This is a genomic window from Shewanella sp. FJAT-52076 (assembly GCF_019457455.1).
Taxonomy (GTDB): domain Bacteria; phylum Pseudomonadota; class Gammaproteobacteria; order Enterobacterales; family Shewanellaceae; genus Shewanella; species Shewanella zhangzhouensis.
In genome coordinates this window covers 1,845,332-1,863,074 of the sequence record NZ_CP080415.1, presented here as the reverse complement: position 1 = coordinate 1,863,074, position 17,743 = coordinate 1,845,332, and the positions used below count along the sequence as shown (strand labels likewise).

General features: G+C 53.5%; 13 protein-coding genes and 1 tRNA gene. 10 read left to right on the top strand and 4 right to left on the bottom strand.

From position 1 onward, the window contains the following. Nucleotides 1-78 precede the first annotated feature (78 nt). The 5 genes from K0H79_RS08020 (at nt 79) to K0H79_RS08000 (ending at nt 6,695) form a co-directional block, all read left to right on the top strand. Nucleotides 79-2,274 (top strand): M3 family metallopeptidase, encoded by a 2,196-nt coding sequence (locus K0H79_RS08020; protein WP_220077903.1) that lies wholly within the window; start codon nt 79-81, stop codon nt 2,272-2,274. A 268-nt stretch (nt 2,275-2,542) separates the two neighbouring features. Continuing rightward, a complete protein-coding gene (locus K0H79_RS08015) occupies nt 2,543-4,597 on the top strand; it encodes a bifunctional 2',3'-cyclic-nucleotide 2'-phosphodiesterase/3'-nucleotidase (RefSeq protein ID WP_220077902.1) in 2,055 nt (684 codons plus the stop codon). A gap of 481 nt (nt 4,598-5,078) precedes the next feature. Continuing rightward, nucleotides 5,079-5,624, top strand: a complete 546-nt coding sequence (locus tag K0H79_RS08010; RefSeq protein ID WP_220077901.1) for a GNAT family N-acetyltransferase — start codon at nt 5,079-5,081, stop codon at nt 5,622-5,624. Between the two features lie 49 nt (nt 5,625-5,673). Continuing rightward, the gene (locus K0H79_RS08005; protein ID WP_220077900.1) at nt 5,674-6,078 is read left to right on the top strand and encodes a GFA family protein; all 405 of its coding nucleotides are present in this window, start codon (nt 5,674-5,676) and stop codon (nt 6,076-6,078) included. A 215-nt stretch (nt 6,079-6,293) separates the two neighbouring features. Next, on the top strand, nt 6,294-6,695 hold the full coding sequence (locus tag K0H79_RS08000; protein ID WP_258405497.1) for a GNAT family N-acetyltransferase: 402 nt from the start codon (nt 6,294-6,296) through the stop codon (nt 6,693-6,695). Nucleotides 6,696-6,784: 89 nt separating this feature from the next. Here K0H79_RS08000 and K0H79_RS07995 read toward each other — a convergent pair whose 3' ends face one another. Together K0H79_RS07995 and K0H79_RS07990 are read right to left on the bottom strand one after the other, a co-directional pair. Continuing rightward, nucleotides 6,785-7,582, bottom strand: coding sequence for a M23 family metallopeptidase (locus K0H79_RS07995; RefSeq protein WP_408733387.1), 798 nt, complete (start codon nt 7,580-7,582; stop codon nt 6,785-6,787). 81 nt (nt 7,583-7,663) lie between these two features. Then, on the bottom strand, nt 7,664-8,548 hold the full coding sequence (locus K0H79_RS07990) for a 6-carboxytetrahydropterin synthase (protein ID WP_220067538.1): 885 nt from the start codon (nt 8,546-8,548) through the stop codon (nt 7,664-7,666). 283 nt (nt 8,549-8,831) lie between these two features. On the opposite strand from K0H79_RS07990, the gene K0H79_RS07985 reads away from it, so the two are divergent. Further along, a complete protein-coding gene (locus tag K0H79_RS07985; RefSeq protein ID WP_220077897.1) occupies nt 8,832-9,545 on the top strand; it encodes a DUF4336 domain-containing protein in 714 nt (237 codons plus the stop codon). 200 nt (nt 9,546-9,745) lie between these two features. On the opposite strand, the gene yejK is transcribed toward K0H79_RS07985, so the two are convergent. Further along, nucleotides 9,746-10,774 carry a nucleoid-associated protein YejK gene (gene yejK / locus K0H79_RS07980; RefSeq protein WP_220067536.1) on the bottom strand — a complete coding sequence of 343 codons (1,029 nt, stop codon included), beginning with the start codon at nt 10,772-10,774 and terminating at the stop codon, nt 9,746-9,748. Nucleotides 10,775-10,851: 77 nt separating this feature from the next. Between yejK and K0H79_RS07975 the strand changes: the two genes are divergently transcribed. The 4 genes from K0H79_RS07975 to K0H79_RS07960 all read left to right on the top strand — a co-directional run bounded on the left by K0H79_RS07975 (nt 10,852) and on the right by K0H79_RS07960 (nt 16,087). Beyond that, complete coding sequence (locus tag K0H79_RS07975; protein WP_220078119.1) at nt 10,852-11,070, top strand: YejL family protein; 219 nt, start codon at nt 10,852-10,854, stop codon at nt 11,068-11,070. A gap of 76 nt (nt 11,071-11,146) precedes the next feature. Beyond that, nucleotides 11,147-12,931 (top strand): DUF3413 domain-containing protein, encoded by a 1,785-nt coding sequence (locus K0H79_RS07970; protein WP_220077896.1) that lies wholly within the window; start codon nt 11,147-11,149, stop codon nt 12,929-12,931. 161 nt (nt 12,932-13,092) lie between these two features. Further along, nucleotides 13,093-13,169: transfer RNA gene (locus K0H79_RS07965), tRNA-Pro, on the top strand. A 752-nt stretch (nt 13,170-13,921) separates the two neighbouring features. After that, nucleotides 13,922-16,087 carry a diguanylate cyclase gene (locus K0H79_RS07960; RefSeq protein ID WP_220077895.1) on the top strand — a complete coding sequence of 722 codons (2,166 nt, stop codon included), beginning with the start codon at nt 13,922-13,924 and terminating at the stop codon, nt 16,085-16,087. Between the two features lie 132 nt (nt 16,088-16,219). On the opposite strand, the gene K0H79_RS07955 is transcribed toward K0H79_RS07960, so the two are convergent. After that, entirely contained in the window at nt 16,220-17,698 is a 1,479-nt protein-coding gene (locus K0H79_RS07955; RefSeq protein ID WP_220077894.1) for a carboxylesterase, read from the bottom strand. Nucleotides 17,699-17,743 lie beyond the last annotated feature (45 nt).

Here is a 17,743-nt window from a genome sequence, read left to right as displayed (position 1 = left end):
ATTTGTTACTGCTTGGGCGCAAAATTCAAACATACATCACGCCGCCGTCTCACACACACTCGATACAGGAAACGAACCATGAAGGGACAAACCCTCAAGCCGCTTGTTGTCGCCATGACACTGTCACTGGGCCTCACGGCCTGCGGCAACGACGAAAACAAACAGACCAAGGTCGCCAATACGCCAGCTACCGCCGTTGAAACAGCTTCCGCCGGGATTTCTGAACAGGCCGCCGTTACCGCTGTAAACCCCTTCTTCGATCCCTACAATACGTATCAGGACATCCCGGCCTTCGACAAAATCGAAGAAGCCCACTATCTGCCTGCCTATAGAGAGGGCATCACGCGTCAACAGGCTGAAATTCAGGCAATTATCGACAATGCCGACGCGCCCTCTTTCGCCAACACCATCGAAGCCATGGAGCAAAGCGGCAAGCTTATCAAGCGCGTATCTGCGGTGTTTTATAACCTGACCTCCGCCGACACCACCCCTGGCCTGCAGGCGATTTCCAAGGAAGTCTCGCCCATGCTATCGACCGCCAGGGACGATATCTTCCTCAATGACAAGCTGTTTGCCCGGGTAAAGGCTGTGTATGAGCAGCGCGACAGTCTGGGGCTGAATACAGCCCAAAGCCGCCTTTTGGAAGACACCTACAAAGCCTTCAGCCGCGGCGGTGCCAACCTGGATGAGGCCGGCAAAGCCAAGCTGCGTGAGCTAAACGAAAAAATTGGCAAGTTGAGCCTGGAGTTTGGTGACAATGTGCTCGCCGAAACCAATGGTTTCGAACTGGTGGTGGAAAACAAAGACGATTTGTCCGGTCTGCCCCAAAGCGTGATTGATGTGGCCGCCGCTACCGCCAAGAGCCGCGGCAAAGAAGGCAAATGGGTGTTCACCACCTCCCGCCCGTCCATCACCCCATTTTTGACCTACGCCGACAACCGTGAACTGCGCCAGCAGCTGTACACAGCCTATGTTGAGCGTGCCAATCACAACGATGCCCGCGATAACAAGAAGGCGCTGGCCGAAATCGCCGCCCTGCGCGCCGAGCGCGCACAGCTTCTGGGCTATAAAACCCACGCCCACTATGTGCTGGAAGAAAACACGGCGAAAAACCCTGACAACGTATACACCCTGCTGGACAAGGTATGGCCTGCTGCCATTAATCAGGCCAAGTCTGAAGTGGCCGAGATGCAGAAGCTGATTGATGCCGAAGGTGGCAACTTCAAGCTGGCGCCATGGGACTGGGATTACTACGCCGACAAAATCCGCGTCGCCAAGTACAGCTTTAACGAACAGGACACCCGTCCCTACTTCTCGCTGGATGCTACCATCGAAGGCGTGTTTTACACCGCCAACCGCTTGTTTGGCCTGACCTTTAAAGAACGTAATGATCTGCCCAAGTACCATGAAGATGTGCGTACCTGGGAAGTGTTCGATAAAGACGGCAAGCTGCTGGCGATCTTTTTAGGCGACTACTACGTCCGCGACTCAAAGCGTGGCGGCGCCTGGATGAACGCTTACCGCTCACAGAGCGGCCTGGGTGATGAGCGTGTCGTGCCCATTATCGTCAATGTGCTCAACTATCCGCGCCCAACCGCGACTGAGCCTTCGCTGCTGACCTTCGATGAAGCCAGTACCCTGTTCCACGAGTTTGGTCATGCCCTGCACGGTATGCTGTCGAACGTTGAGTACGAGGCCCAGTCAGGCACCTCAGTACCACGAGACTACGTTGAGTTCCCATCCCAGGTCACCGAAAACTGGATGACTCAGCCAGAAGTGCTGTCGCAGTTTGCCAAGCACTACAAAACCGGTGAAGTCATTCCAGAAGAGCTGGTCAAGAAAATCCAGGCCGCCAGCAAGTTCAATCAGGGCTTTGCCACGGTTGAATACCTTGCCGCCACCAAGCTGGATCTCGACTGGCACACCCTTGAGACCAGCGAAGTGCAGGATGCCGCTGCCTTTGAGGCCGCCAGCCTCAAGAAAATGGGCCTGATTGACGAGATTGCGCCGCGTTACCGCTCAACCTATTTCAGCCATATCTTCTCCGGTGGTTACTCAGCCGGTTACTATGGCTACATCTGGGCCGATATCCTCGGCGCCGATGCCTTTGAAGCCTTCCGCGAAAAAGGCATCTTCAACCAGGATACCGCCAAGGCGTTTCGTGCCACTGTGCTGTCTCAGGGTGGCAGCGAAGATCCGATGAAACTGTACCGCGAGTTCCGTGGTAAAGAAGCCAGCATCGAGCCACTGCTCAAGAGCCGCGGTCTGCTGTAATGAAGGTTGTTTGAATTGCATCCTAAAGGCGCCCTCCGGGGCGCTTTTTTATTAGCCGCTGATAGCGCCAACCCCCATCGTTACATGTTCAGAAAACCAGCACCCGTGAGACAAGACACAATTTGATACGCCCTTTCTACGCTTCGGTCACATTTTTGCAAGCTCTGGAGCTGATACTCTTCCCGACCCCAACGCCGTCGCGCTGGGTTGGATGATGGAGCGTGCCCACAGAGGCGCGCCCGGGGTTAACATTTCAAGAGATATGGATATGAATCAAAAACATCTGTTGGCGGTAACCATTGCCGCTGCACTGGGCGTCAGCGCCTGCGGCTCTGATAATAACGACGTGGAAAAAGAGGTTCTGGTGGATCTGCGGGTGATGGAGACCACGGATCTTCACACCAACATCATGGACTTCAACTACTACAGCGGCAAAGAAGATCCAACCATAGGTCTGGCCCGCACCGCCAGCCTTATCAAGGCTGCCGCCAATGAAGCCCCCAACCATGTACTGGTGGATAACGGCGACCTGCTGCAGGGCAGCCCCATGGGCGACTATATGGCTAAAATCGGCATCGCCGATGGCGCCGTACACCCCGCCTACAAGGCCATGAATTTGCTGGGTTACAGTGTAGGCAACATAGGTAACCACGAATTCAACTATGGCCTTGAGTTCCTCGAAAAATCCCTGGCCGGTGCCGAGTTTCCTTACATCAACGCCAACGTCTACTGCGCCGACGATAATGGTTGCTGGAAAGGCATCAAAAAGGGCGAGCATTTGTTCACGCCTTACGTGATTGAAGACAAAGAGGTTATCGACCAAAACGGCGATAAGCATGTCCTCAAAATTGGCTATATCGGCTTTGTACCACCGCAAATTATGCTGTGGGACAAACAAAACCTGACCGGCAAGGTTGAGCCAGCAGACATCCTCGAAACCGCCCAAAAGTACGTGCCTGAAATGAAAGCCAAGGGCGCCGATATCATTATCGCTATTCCACACTCTGGCATTGGCTCGGTGGAAAACCCAGGCGATGCCATGGCTGAAAACGCTACCTATGCCCTCACCCGGGTTGAAGGCATCGATGCCATCATGTTTGGCCACAGCCATTCCATCTTCCCGGACGCGCGCTACAGCGACCTGCCAAATACCGATGTGGAAAAAGGCCTGTTGAACGGCGTTGCAGCCGTGATGCCCGGCCGCTGGGGTGACAACCTGGGCGTGGTTGACTTTACGCTGGCCCGCAAGGACGGAAAGTGGACAGTGCTCGATGTTAAAACCGAAGCACGCCCCATCTACGATGGCGCCAACAAAGCGCCACTGGTGGAAGCCGACAAAGACATTCACGATGCCGTGGAGCTTGAACATCAGGGCACCCTCGCCTTTGTGGACGAACCCATAGGTGTGGCAGCAGCCGACATGTACAGCTTCCTCACCCTGGTGCAGGACGACCCCACGGTGCAGATCGTCTCTGATGCGCAAATCGCCAACGTGAAGGCCAAACTGCCGGCATCGCTTGCCCACCTGCCGGTTATTTCGGCTTCTGCACCCTTCAAGGCCGGTGGCCGCCACGGCACCACCTCAGATGCCGACCAGTACGTGCAGGTGGACAAGGGCGCACTGACCTTTAAAAACGCCGCCGATCTTTACCTCTACCCCAACACCATGGTGGCGGTAAAAGCCACGGGCGCAGAGCTGCAAGACTGGCTCGAATGCTCGGCCAACCAGTTCAACCAGATTGACCCCGCCAAGACCGAACCTCAGTTCCTCATCAACTGGGCTGGACATCCAACCTACAACTTCGATGTGCTCGACGGCATGACCTACAAGATTGACGTAACCCAGCCAAGCAAGTTCGACCGCGACTGTAAGGTTGTGAATGAAAACGCCAACCGTATTGTGGATCTGGCCTTTAAAGACAGCGACGGTAAGGTTTACAGCGGCGAAGAGCTGCTGACCAAAGAGTTTATTGTCGCCTCCAACAACTACCGCGCCTTCGGTGGCAAGTTTGCCGGCACCGGCAGCGACCATGTGGTGCTGGAGCTACCGGACACCAACCGTGAAGCGCTGGCGGCTTACATCACCGCCGAGTCGAAGTACAACGACACCACTGGCCAGTACGAGGGCATGGTAAACCCCACCGCCGACTACAACTGGGACTTTGTGACCATCAATAGCGCCGTGGCGCTGGATGTGCGCTTCGAAACCCAGGACAGCGCCAAGGCCGATGCTTTTATCGAGCAAAACAAACAGCGCGCCATGACCAAGGTCGGCAAAGACGAGCTGGGTTATGCCGTGTATCGCATCGATTTGACCAAATAATCATTGTCTGCAAATTTCAGTGACCGATTAAAAAGGCGCCCCCGGGCGCCTTTTTATTACCCTTCATCGGGTGTGCTGCAGATAAACCTGCGTTTTACCAGAGAGTACAATCCCCTGATGCAACGCGGGTTTGCTTCTGTCATCCCACTTCCACTTAATGGGGTGAATAAGCTGCATTTTCAGGAACCACGCCAAATCCACAGGCTGCATCAAAGTGATTATTTTTTGAGAAATTTTCAGTAAAAAACGCTGTAGTCAGGTACTCTGGCTCCGCACCTTATTTCCCCGCTGAGCCAAACCCGGCCCAGAACTCTGGCATGACACAGTACTCTTCACCAGTACCGGTACAGGTGCCCTGGCGGGAACCGATCCAAGACGATGAAAGCCAGCGTAACCCAATCAGAATCAGTCATACTAGGTCACAATCGATTCTCAGCCGGTTTTTACAGGGTGATTATCTTTATCCAATCAGGTAGTTAACATGACAATAGCGTTTGAGACTCAAAGACTGAGCGTGGTCGAAATAGTGGATGGCGTTGCTTTGTCTGAACACTCTGACTTACTTGAGCGTGTGCCCGCGATGTTAACCCCGGCAGTAGTTGAACATCTTCCCCCCTACTTTCACGGCGTTAACTCCCGCGGTGCGGCAGACATGTGGCTTGAACGCATGTTGCGAGAAAGCCGGTTACTTCAGGTCAAATCAAAAACACACGAAATCATGGGTTTTCTGTTTATCTACGTAGAAAACGAGCACCATGCCCACATCGGTTATTTGCTTGCACAAGCGTATTGGGGCAAGGGCCTGGCCACTGAATTACTGCAGGGATTCATTGGCGCAGCTGCCAACACTGAGTCATGGTTAACCCTTGTTGGCGGCGTTGACCAGGCCTATACAGCATCAACTAAACTGCTTGAAAAGTTGGGCTTTACAGCCCAAAAACAGGATGGAAACAGCCCGGTGTTTTATGAGTATCGGCTCTCTCGAGCGATACCGGAACAAGTCAGTCAGAAGGGGGCTGTGCCTTAGCCCAGCGTTTAATGCATAGTAAAGGTGTCAAACCAGTGGAGAGCAGATTATGAGTAAAAAGCATTCTGGTTCTTGCCTTTGCGGCGAAGTGCGTTATGAGATTGATGGCGACTTTGAGCGTTTTTTTCTGTGCCACTGCCATTATTGTCAGAAAGATACCGGCTCTGCCCACGGGGCGAATCTTTTCAGCACCTCAGCGACGCTGAACTGGGTCTCAGGCGTTGATAAGGTAACCCTGTTCAACTTGCCTTCAACGCGCCACAGCAAAGCATTTTGTGCCGTTTGCGGCTCACCGGTGCCACAGCAATCGACCGATAATCTACTGGTCGTCCCGGCTGGCAGCCTCGACAGCGACCTCATCATTCCCCCCAACGCGCACCTGTATATGGCCAGCCGCGCCGCCTGGGAGCATGATTTGGAGAATTTGCCGCGTTTTGATGGACTGCCGACATAGCTGGGCCGCCAGTCCACCAAATAGGCCTTTCATGCAGGCACAGACAGGGACGCTTCATCCGAGTCAGCAATTGCCAACCAAATCATCATTTTGGTGAAAGCCAGCGCCCGGAACGGTGCAACTAATTGATACAGCTTCGACAATGTGGAAATAGCATGAGCCAGAGTATAGATACCGATATAGCCCCCGTGACCAAAGCGGATTTGGAGGCTGTTATGCAGCTGGTGCTGGAGGTTGCACAGCAAGATGTGTTACCCCTGTTTAGTCAGGAGGGGCAAGAGACCTTTTTAAATAGGGTACTGCCAGATGTTGAAACAACCTTCGACAGCAGTAAATTCATCGCCTTAAAAGCATGTCAGGGCAGTAAACTTGTCGGCTTTGCTGCACTTCGGGACGGCAACTTCCTTACTCACCTATTTGTCGATAAAAGCGTGCAAGGAAGTGGGCTTGGAAAGACGCTGCTGAGCACCCTGCTTGGCCGCACTGAGGCCAATGAGGTGAACCTGTGCTCCTCTGTCAATGCCGTGGGCTTTTACCAGCACCTGGGCTTTTCCCCCACTGGCCCGCAAGCGCAAAAGAATGGTGTTCGTTTTGTGCCCATGAGAATTAAACGCTGAAAAAAGCATTCACCAGAAACAAAAACACCGCAACTCATCTGCGGCGTTTTTTGTTGGACGCGCCATGACTTGCCAGCGCGGCAATTGGCTTACTGCTTGCTTGCCTTCGTGGCCGCTTTTGTGGCCAAAACCTCTTTCATGGGAGGCACCAGAGTAGCAGGGTCGAGGCGCATCTGATACCAGTTAAGGCGCCAATCCAGATGCGGCCCGTTGGCGCGGCCGGTGGCACCGACTTCGGCTATCTTGTCGCCCTGCTTTACCCTGTCACCCACCTTTAAATAGAGCTTGGATAAGTGCAGGAAGCTTGAGCTGACACCATAGCCATGGTCAATAATCAGGGTGCCGCCGGAGTAGAACATATCCGGCACCGCCAGCGTTACCACGCCATCGGCGGGCGCCACCACCACGGTGCCGGTTTTGGCCGCCACGTCCACACCAAAGTGCGGATTGCCGGGCACCCCGTTGTACACACGCTGACTGCCATACACCCCAGAGATACGGCCTGTTAAGGGCCAGATAAAAGGCTTGGCAAACGCGGTAATATCCGAATCGGTTGCCCTTGCAGCCTTGGTCATTGCGCTGTCTTCGGCGGCACGCTCCTGCGCCGCCGGATCGGGCTTCATGATTTTTTGTGCGATACCATTGACCTCAGAAATGCGGTATTCCCGCTTGGCGAAGGTCAGGGGTTTGAATTCGGTGAGCCCATCGGGGTAGATCACTTCAAGAGTCTGCTCAAGCTCACCTTCTCGCTCCACCCCAAAGGCAAAGTTACCTTCCGGGGTGACCCTCAGTGGCTCGCCATTGAGGCTGACACTGCTGCCTGCAGGCACCTTGCCACGAATAAGCGAGCCCTGCTCCATCTTGCCACTGAGTTCAATCTGCGCCATCGCACCATGGGTGAATGTCAGTAACAGGGCGGCAATCCAGGGCTTTAACATTGGTGGTCTTCCTTAAGCAGCGTGATAGGTTCAGTCGGCAGCGATTTCGGCTGCCGCAATGGCGCCTTTGCCAATGCCTTCATAGGCAATCACTTTAAAGTGGCTGCCGGGCACCTTTTCGGCGAGGGTCTTAGCCATAAAGTCAGCCAGCAGCTCTACCGTGGTGTCGTGGGGGATGATGTCGCAAATGGCCCTGGGCATAGCCAGTTGGAAATCCCCCTGGGGCGCCTGATAACGAAAGCCTATGTGGGAATTGTCATCGATGCGGCATTGGGCCGACAGCTCAAGCTCGGCCACCGGCACCACGTCTTCCTCGGTACCCAGGTAGATATCTTTCCAGCGCTTGGCCCAGTAGGCATCCCAGTCTGGCGCACTCTCACCATTTTCGAATATCTGCACCGGGCTGCGATGGCCATGGGCGATACGCTGGCAGTTGCCATCGTGTTTTTTAAGCCCGTGACTGTAATGGTAAAAGGGGCCACTGAGAGACTCGGTTCTCAACGTCAAATGAATGCCATCGACATTGTCTGGCAGCGCTTCACGCAGGGCCTTACGCAGGAATGCGTTCACGGCTTCAAAATCGACTTGCTCGGCGGGAATAAGGGCAAACGCCTGACTTGGACAAGCCAGATGTATGTTGCCTACGTCACTTTGAAAGTCCATCCACACTCTGTCGCCCTGCTGCTGCCAGCGCACATTGGATGAGGCCGTTGGGATAAGCAGCCTGTGGTCGGCCACTCTGTCGATGGTGTCTTTAATGGTGCGCTTGACCTTGGCAAAATCCAGCACCATGTTTTGACTGTCCAGTCCCCCTTCGAGGACCACATCCACTATCCAGCTCTCTCCCACCATGCCACGCTTGGCGCAAAGGTAGGAAAAATCGAGCACGGTTAAATCTTTAACAAAAAGTTGCATAACACTCCCGGGCAGAGAAACAGTCTGCCGTGATTAGCGGCCGGGCCGCAACACCGTCTGACGGGCAATAGCCGAAAGGCGGTCACTCAGATGTCAATTCTAAACAATTCACTCGCCCCCGGCGAGTCTCAATGGCGTGAACAGGGCTAAATTTACGCCGCTCGCCAACGGCTTGTGCCTCTGCTGCACACTAAGGCTGCAGCTCGCACTATTCACCTATGCCACTTCTGCAAGGGTCGGCGTACAATTCCGATTGCAACCCCAGGCAGTCAAAGGAGATGACATGAAAAGTTTCGGCGCCAACATCTTTGTATTTGATGGTCCAGCGGTGTCCTTTTATGGCATGCCCTATACCACCCGCATGACCATAGTACGGCTTAAAAATGACAAACTCTGGGTGCACTCCCCCATTGAACTCAATGATGAGTTGATACGTCAGGTGAATGCTCTTGGTGAAGTCGCTTATCTGATTTCCCCCAACAAACTGCATCACCTCTACATTGCCGCCTGGCAGACACGCTGGCCAGAGGCCACGGCCTTTGCCGCCCCCGGTGTAGCCAATAAATGCCAACACCTGCACTTTGATGCAGACCTCACCGACAAGGCACCGGCAGAGTGGCGAAGCGAAATCGAGCAATGCATTTTTAAAGGATCGCCGGTGATGGAAGAAGCGGTGTTTTATCACAAAGGCTCGCGCACCCTCATTCTCACTGATTTGATTGAAAACTTCAGCCCGGGGTATTTCAATGCCTGGCAGCGACCACTTGCCCGGATAACAGGCATTCTGGCTCCCAACGGTAAAACGCCGCTGGATTGGCGCTTATCTTTTATGAATGGGCGGCACAAGGCAAAAGAGGCGGTGGCGCAGTTTCGTCGCTGGCAGCCTGAGCAGCTGATACTCGCCCACGGAGAATGCGTACATGAAAACGCCATGGACTTTGTGGAACGCTCGTTCAGCTGGGTCGGCCTTAAGCAAACAGAATCAGCACCTGCATAGGACCCAAAGGATACTTTCTACCGAAGCAAACCTGCATGGGCAGTACACAGACTTGCTGCCAAAGTGCAGGTATCGTGAGCTGAACTGAGCCTAAAGTGCCGGTAATACGCAACTATTGAGACAAACTGTGAACCGGGTGAATAAGAAAGGCGACCACCTGGGTCGCCTTTCTTTATGCTTTCCTTTATGCCTTTTGGAGCTTATTCGCCCTTTAAGCGGCGATGGAGCTGATCTTTCAGGTTGGCCGGTACGCCTTTAATCAGCAGGGTGTCGGAGATGGGGTCGTAAATCACCCGCTCGCCCAGATGATGACCGTCGAAACTGATAGTGACACCGCCGCCGGTACCTGAGAATTTTTTCAACTGCCTCAAAGTAGACTTGTCCACCGGGAACTCTTCTTCCAGATCATAGTTGCCTGTGGTGGCAAAGTCGTAGAAGGAGTCCATGCCCGAGTCAGCCAACTCATCGGCGAGATCTTTAATGTCTACTTCGGCACCTGCATCGAAACGCTCAGAGCAATATTCAAACACCTTGTCGCGACAGGCCTGACGTTCATCCTTGGTCAGCTCGCTGCCAGCCACAAAGTCTTCCACCGCAATCATCAGGCTCTTGTTTTGCGCCTTGGGGTTAATGCCCTCAACACAGCCCATAAAGTCGAGGAAGAAATCCGCTACCTTGCGGCCGGCGCGGCCACGGATAAAGGAGATGTACTTACGGCTTTCTTTATCGGCCTGCCATTCGGTCAAATCGATACGGGCGGCAAGCTGGATGTTGTTCAGGTCCAGATGATTCACCTGGGTCAGCTCCATGTCATCCAACACCGTCATGGAAGACTTGGCACTGAGCAGTGCCACAAACAAGTAGTCACTGGCCATATGGCTGTAGCAGGCCAGCAGTAAAAAGCCGCCCTGGCTGAAATCGTATTTGCCGAGTTCATCCTGCAGCAACTTACTGGCTTGGCCCGTAAATTCCACGAAGCCAAGGCCACCATCGAGGTAGTCCTTCAGGCCGTTTGCAAAGGCCGGATTGGCTTCGCCGTCATTGCCATGGGTGCCAAAAAAGCCGAATCCCTTGCCGGATTTGCTGGTGTAAGACTGATGCAGTTCTTCCAGCATCAGCTCAACCGCCTGACTGTTCAGCAGTGGCTGCGGGCGAAGACGGCAGCTGAGCTGGCCCTCATGGGTTTGGGCGATTTCATGGATGATTGCCTGTTCTACTTTAATCGTCATACGCCTTGATAGTGATAGCCGTGGAAATCCGGTATTATATGCCGCTAACCCAATCCTTTGTGAAACATTTTTTGACTATGGCTATTCAATCCAAATACACCAATACCCAAGTGGAAACCCTGATTGCAGAAGTACTGGCCGTGCTGGAAAAACACCAGACCCCCACCGACCTTGGTCTGATGGTACTGGGCAACTGCGTCAGCCACCTGCTGGAAACCAAGGTGCCTGCTGCCAGCCGCGCCGCTGTGGCCGAGCAGTTTGCCAAAGCGCTTAATCAGTCGGTGACTAAAGCCTGATAAAGCTGGCACCCACACGGGAAAAGTGCTTAAGATACCAAGGTGTTAACCTGTCCCAAGGATAAGAGCGAGCGGAATGGTTGAGAGGAAACAACAACTGGAGCGTGACAAGGTGTCACGACTGGTTAACTGGGGCCACTGGTTTGCCCTGTTCAACGGCTTTCTGGCACTGATTGTTGGCAGCCGTTATCTGGAAACCGTTGGTCTTCCTGAGACCCTCACCGGCTGGGGCTATCTCGCATTGGCGAGCATAGGCCAGTTTTCCTTTCTCGCCTTCTTACTGTATCTGCTGCTGATTTTTCCCGTCACCCTGCTGCTGCCCTACTCGAAAATATTGAGGGGGCTGGCGGCAACCGTGGCCACCCTGGGCCTGTGTATTCTGCTCTACGACACCATAGTGTACGACGACTACGGCGTGCACCTGTCGCCCTTTGCCTTCGATGTGGCCTGGGCCGATTTACCTTCACTCCTGAGCGGTACCTCTTACATAGTAACGCCCATAGGGATTTTGGCGCTGGAGCTGACGGCAGCCAATTTCCTGTGGAAGCGCATTGTTAAAATTGAAAAATGGCGCATCGGTGGCAAGGTGGCGGCCGTGGTGGGCAGCTGTTTTATTGCCAGTCATCTGGTGCATATCTGGGCTGACGCCGCCAAGGTGAAGGACATCACCCGCTACGATGATGCTTATCCACTGTTTTATCCGGCCACGGCAAAAAGCTTTATGGAGTCACACGGGCTGGACTCCGCCGGAGGGCTTTCCAAACTCGGCGAGCAGCAGCAACTGGGCTACTCCCTTGATGCCTTAAGCTGCAAACCTCAAAGCAAGCCCAATGTACTGATTGTGGCCGTTGACGCCCTGCGGGCCGATATGCTTAATCCGCAAACCATGCCGTTTTTGAGCAGCTACGGCAGTGATAACCAATTCTTTGATAAACATTTAAGCGGTGGCAATCAGTTCCAAAGCGGCATGTTCTCCCTGTTTTATGGTCTGCAGGGCAGTTACATGGCAGCGGCCGACTTCCAAACCATATCGCCACTGTTAACCCAGGGGTTTGCCGCTTCGGGCTATGCCCTCAAGCGCTTTGGTCCTGCGTCCAACGAAATCAATCCCCGTCCACTGGCGCTCTTTAATGACTTTGACGCCGCCCTGATGGATGACAGTGAATCCAGAGCGCTGGCCGATATTCAAAGCCGCGAAGCCTTTGAAGACTGGCGCAGGCAACAAATATCGCCCTGGTTTGCTCTGGTGAATCTGGGCGCACCGGACACATACGACACCCCGGTGGGCTTTGCCGGTATTGAAACCATCAAGGCTCCTCAAGGTATGGCACCGGCTCAGCGGGTGCTCTTCAGCCAATACCGTCAATCGCTGCATTTTATTGATAGCGAACTAAAAAGCCTTATCAATCACCTCCCTGCCGATACCCTGGTAATTATCACCGGAACCAGTGGCAAGGCCTTCACCAGCAATGAGACAGAAGCCAGGCGGGATTTGTCCCCACAAAGCGTTCGCGTGCCCTTGATTATTCATTGGCCCGGCGGTGAGCAGGCACAGATTAACTACACCACCAGCCATCATGGTCTGGCCCCTACCCTGATGACACGGGTGCTGGGCTGCACCAATCCCATTACCGACTACAGCGCAGGACGCCAACTGTTGATGCCAAGCGAGCAGCCATGGGTGTATGTGGGTGATAACCGGTTCTTTGCCATTTATCAGGATGATGAAATCACAGTTATCGACCGCCATGGCAAATACGATATCTACAGCAGTGATTTTAAAACCCGATTAAACAAGAAATTAAGCGCCCCGGATCTTATCCAGGTCATGCGTGAAGGCAGGCGACTTTATCACCAGTGAAACCGCCGTGCGCTCGGCAATTGGTGACAAAACGACAGCTTAGGACACAAACTAAGCAATCAAACCAAATAGTTGTCATCAAGGCTTGCACTGCTTAGCGCCTCTTGATAAAGTTCGCCTCGTTGAGACGGCACTGAACTGCGCAAGCCGCTCAAAGTATTCGGTATGTAGCGCAGCCCGGTAGCGCACTGTCATGGGGTGTCAGGGGTCGGAGGTTCGAATCCTCTCATACCGACCAAATTCAACAAAAAAGCTCAGCAGCAATGCTGGGCTTTTTTGTTTTAGTGATGCTCTCACGTACATTGAAACAACAGCGGATGGGGTGTCAGGGGCCATCGGCCGAGTGTCGGACCATCGCCTCCTCTCATACCGACCAAATTCAACATAAAAAGCTCAGCATAAATGCTGGGCTTTTTTGTTTTAGTGATGATCTCAACGTCACATTGAAACCAAAGCGGATGGGGTGTCATGGGCCATCGGCCGAGTGTCGGACCATCGCCTCCTCTCATACCGACCAAATTCAACAAAAAAGCTCAGCAGTAATGCTGGGCTTTTTTGTTTCAGTAGTGCTCTCGACGTTACATTGAAGCCAAAGCGGATGGGGTATCAGGGGCCATCGGCCGAGTGTCGGACCATCGCCTCCTCTCATACCGGCCCAATTCAACATAAAAAGCTAAGCGGCAATGCTGGGCTTTTTTGTTTAGTGATGCTCTCGACGTCACATTGAAACCAAAGCGGATGGGGTGTCAGGCGCCATCGGCCGAGTGTCGGACCATCGCCGCCTCTCATACCGACCAAATTCAACAATAAAAGCTCAGCAGCAATGCTGGGCTTTTTTGATTTTCGCTTTATCTCCCATCTAACCAGTATCCTATCTCACACTGATTTTCACATCACTTTCATCAGTTTACGCTGCCGAATGTTGTGAACAAAGCGTTAACACTCTACAGTGAATAGCAGAAACCGGGTTGAGTTTTTAGGGGAGCATTCTTGCGGTCTTTTTTTGCTGCATCGCCGCCACGCACTGCCATCATACTGGCGATTTTTGGCTTTTTACTGAACCTGTATCCGCTGCCACTGTTTGCCAACGTGCAGTTGATTTTGGGTAATGCTGCCTATGTGATTGCCGCCGTTATATTGGGCCCCCGCTACGCCGTTGCCGTGGCTCTGGTTTGCGCTGCCGGCCTCTTTTTGACTTGGGATACCAAGCATGTATTTGTCCTTTTCCCACTCGAGGCCCTGGTGTTGGCGCTTGCCAGGAGACGCGGCATTTACTCCCTCTATGCCGGTGTGGGGTTCTGGCTGCTGATTGGAACTCCCCTGTTCTACCTTTACGGCCTGACCTTAACTTCCCTGCCCGTAAGTCACCTGCCCTTTATCGCCTTTAAACAAGCAATTAATGGCCTGTTTTACATAGGTCTGGGGGCTGTCCTGCTTCTGATGATGCCTAAACTGGCACAAATCAATCCCGGTTACAGGAACGCACCGGAACGCTTCAGCGATAAGCTGACCTACAGCTTTACCCTGTTTATCTCGCTGGCACTGCTGATTGCGGCCTTACTGTTCAACCAGTTTTTTATTGATCGCCAGCAGCTGCTTATCAAAAAGAATCTGCAGGACAATGCCGTACATTTGTCGCAATTGACCTTTGATTACCTGCGCGAGCATCAAAGGGCCATCATTCAGGGTGCTGAATGGCTGTCGATGATGGGAGATGACTTTGAGAGGCAGGATTGGCTCACTCAATTCAACCATGGCTACCCCGCCTTTTTAACCATGTTGATTGCCAATGACCGAGGCAACATAGTGGCCGCGAGCCCTGCGGCGCGCATGATGGATGATGCGATCAAAAACGGGGCTTACAGCGTTATCGACCGCCACTACTTTAAAGAAGCCTTTTATAATCAGACGCCCTTTATCTCGCCGGTATTCCTGGGCAGAGGTTTTGGCAGTGACCCCATAGTCGCTGTCAGCGCCCCGATATACAGCCCAGGCCGGTCGAGTCATCCCGCCGGTATCCTGGAAGGCTCGCTGGATTTAAAACGCTTTGTGCTAATCGACAGGCAAAATCGGCATCATTCCGAGCAATTTCTGCTGCTGACCGATGACAACAATCGGGTGATTTATGCCTCGGCGCCGCTGAATATCGCCTCGCTCAGCGAGTTCGCATCAGCAGAGAGTGGCCTTGAGTATCGCACCAGTTTGCAGCTGATTAACCTGCACGATTTAAACAATCCCAACCCCGAGTATATTTATGCTGTGGAGCCACTGGCGAATGGTTGGCGCCTCATGGTCTTAACGCCCTTCGCACCACTGATGCAACTGGCCGAAACGCAGTTTTTACGCACCTGTATACTGCTCATTCTCAGCATGGGGTTTTGCTTCTATCTGGCCCGTTTGATAAGCCGGATGATGACAGGCTCACTCGAAACCATCGCCCATGAATTCAAGAGTCCCGGTGAGCAACCCAAGCCCCTGCCCGCCGATGCACCCGCCGAAGTACAGGCGCTCTATCAGAGCCTGAAAGCGAGTCAGCGGCAATTGCTGAGCTATCAGTTGGAGCTTGAAGAAAAGGTTGCCATCCGCACCCTCGAGCTTGAAACAGCCAATCAGAAGCTGCAGGCGCTGGCAGAACGCGACCCCCTCACGGGTTTATATAACAGGCGCCATGCAACTGCAGAATTTGCGCCTTTGCAGGCCTTGTGTGAGCGCAGCGGTGAAGCCATCGCGGTGGTTATCCTGGATCTCGACTTTTTTAAAGCCATCAACGATACCCACGGCCATTTGGCCGGGGATGAGTGTCTGCGTCAGGTGGCTATTCTGCTCACACAACACTTCAAGCGGGATTCTGATCTGGTTGCCCGTTATGGCGGGGAAGAATTTTTACTTATCCTGCCGATGACCAATGCACTGAAAATTGAGCATCACCTCAACCAGCTGCGCGAGAATCTCGCAAGGCATCCTGTGAATCATCCATCCGGGAATGAGCCGATTAACCTGTCTGTTTCAATCGGCGCCATGGTGGCCAATGCCAACTTCTCTGACTCTCTGGAAGCCTGGCTCAAGGTCGCCGATGACAACCTCTATCAGGCCAAAGCCCAGGGCCGCAATCGGGTGGTCTGCACCTTAATCAGTGACGGCGTTCCCACACCATAGATCATGTTCTGCAGGAGATAATTATTGGTTCTGCTGATACCCCACAGCTCACAACGCATCACGCCGAGGCCTTTTTATACGCCATCGTTCACGTATTTTCCCAGTGACGGCGTCTTTTGTCAGCGGTCAAAGCTACGGCGTCGGCTCTACTTCCTTTGCTTGCTGTGTATCAAATAAGTCCTTGATTACCGAGAGCTGAAATTCATAAAACGGGTTCCACTTCTGGCGCAGCATCTCATCGGCGCTGACAGCAAAGATACCGCGCTCCCCCCGTGATGCTGCCGCACCAATTTGGATCCTGTCTTTGTGCGGTGCGACACCCTGACCATAAAGGCTGTCGGATTGTGAAAATGGTAGCGCCACATGGGATAGGGAATAGACATTCATCGGCCAACTCTGTGCCAAGATTATCGCCTCCCCTTGGGGTACCACAGGGGTAAACTCGACCGCATGCGGGTGACTGCCATCGTCCAGAGTTCGGTTTTGTACCACACCGACTCTTGCCTTCATTTGGGGGGAGCGGTATAGCGGCTCAAGCTCAAGTCTCGGGTCCCTCTGAGTAAGCCGTTGATTAATTGGGCTACGGTTAACATCATATAGCACCAACTGATGCCTGGACTCATTCAAATTCAGATATAAGGACTCGACTACCGCGCGGCTGGACACCGTATCATCAGCCATGGATTGGAAGGTCAGTAACGTTGGCAGCAACGCCTTTTGAGCTGGGGTTAAGGACTGCAATTGCCGCTGATTCTCCTCCGCCAACTGATACACCATATCCCCTGCATTTACCGCAAACGACACGTACTTAAAGGGGTCGTATTCGCTTCCCAGGGCATTCCAGGCAAGCTTCTCCAGCCCAAGCCACTCCCCCAGACGCGCCTGCCAATATGCGCCGCGCGCAACCGGCGCTAGCCCGATGGCAGGCGACAAAAAGACCATGGCCTGACTATCTGGTGCCTCGCCAGCCCCTATACGCTCAAGCTCATGGTGCAGCGCCAACGCTGCGCCGGTTGAAAAACCCACGATATACAGTGGCCGTTCACCGAGCCCGGATTTAAGGTGGCGTATCGCCAGTGCAACCGCCGCACTCATGTCCTGCCACTCGAGTCGTACCAGCCCTGAAGGCAAAGTGCCATGCCCCGGCAATCGCAGGCCCAATACATGGGCGTTCCCCTTAAGATCCTTTGCCAGATTTGATAAGGCATAGGGCGAGTCAGACATGCCATGGAGCAATAACACCCCATAATCGGCGGCGGCATTGGGCCACTCGTAGCTCCAGTTCCAATCCTGCGACCAATGGCTGGGCGCCGATAAACTCCCCTTTACATAACGGTTCACCGGCGAGTCCAGACCTGCGGTTTTGGCATAGATACGCGTCTGGATTTCCTGCTTGAGCGCTTCCTCCAGAGCAAGATACCCGGCAAAATCCCTTACCTCAGACTGACGGATAAAACGATGCTGCAAGTCTGTGGTATGCCAAATATCCAAGTCAGGACGGCTATTCAGATACCACACGCCAAATCCCAATGCCGTAATACACACGCCCAAGGTGCCGTACACCACGGCAATTAACAGGTGTTTTGACGTACTCAGCAGCAGGGTTTTCATGGGTGGATGTCCTTATGCCAGATAAAAAAAGCCGGCAAAAGCCGG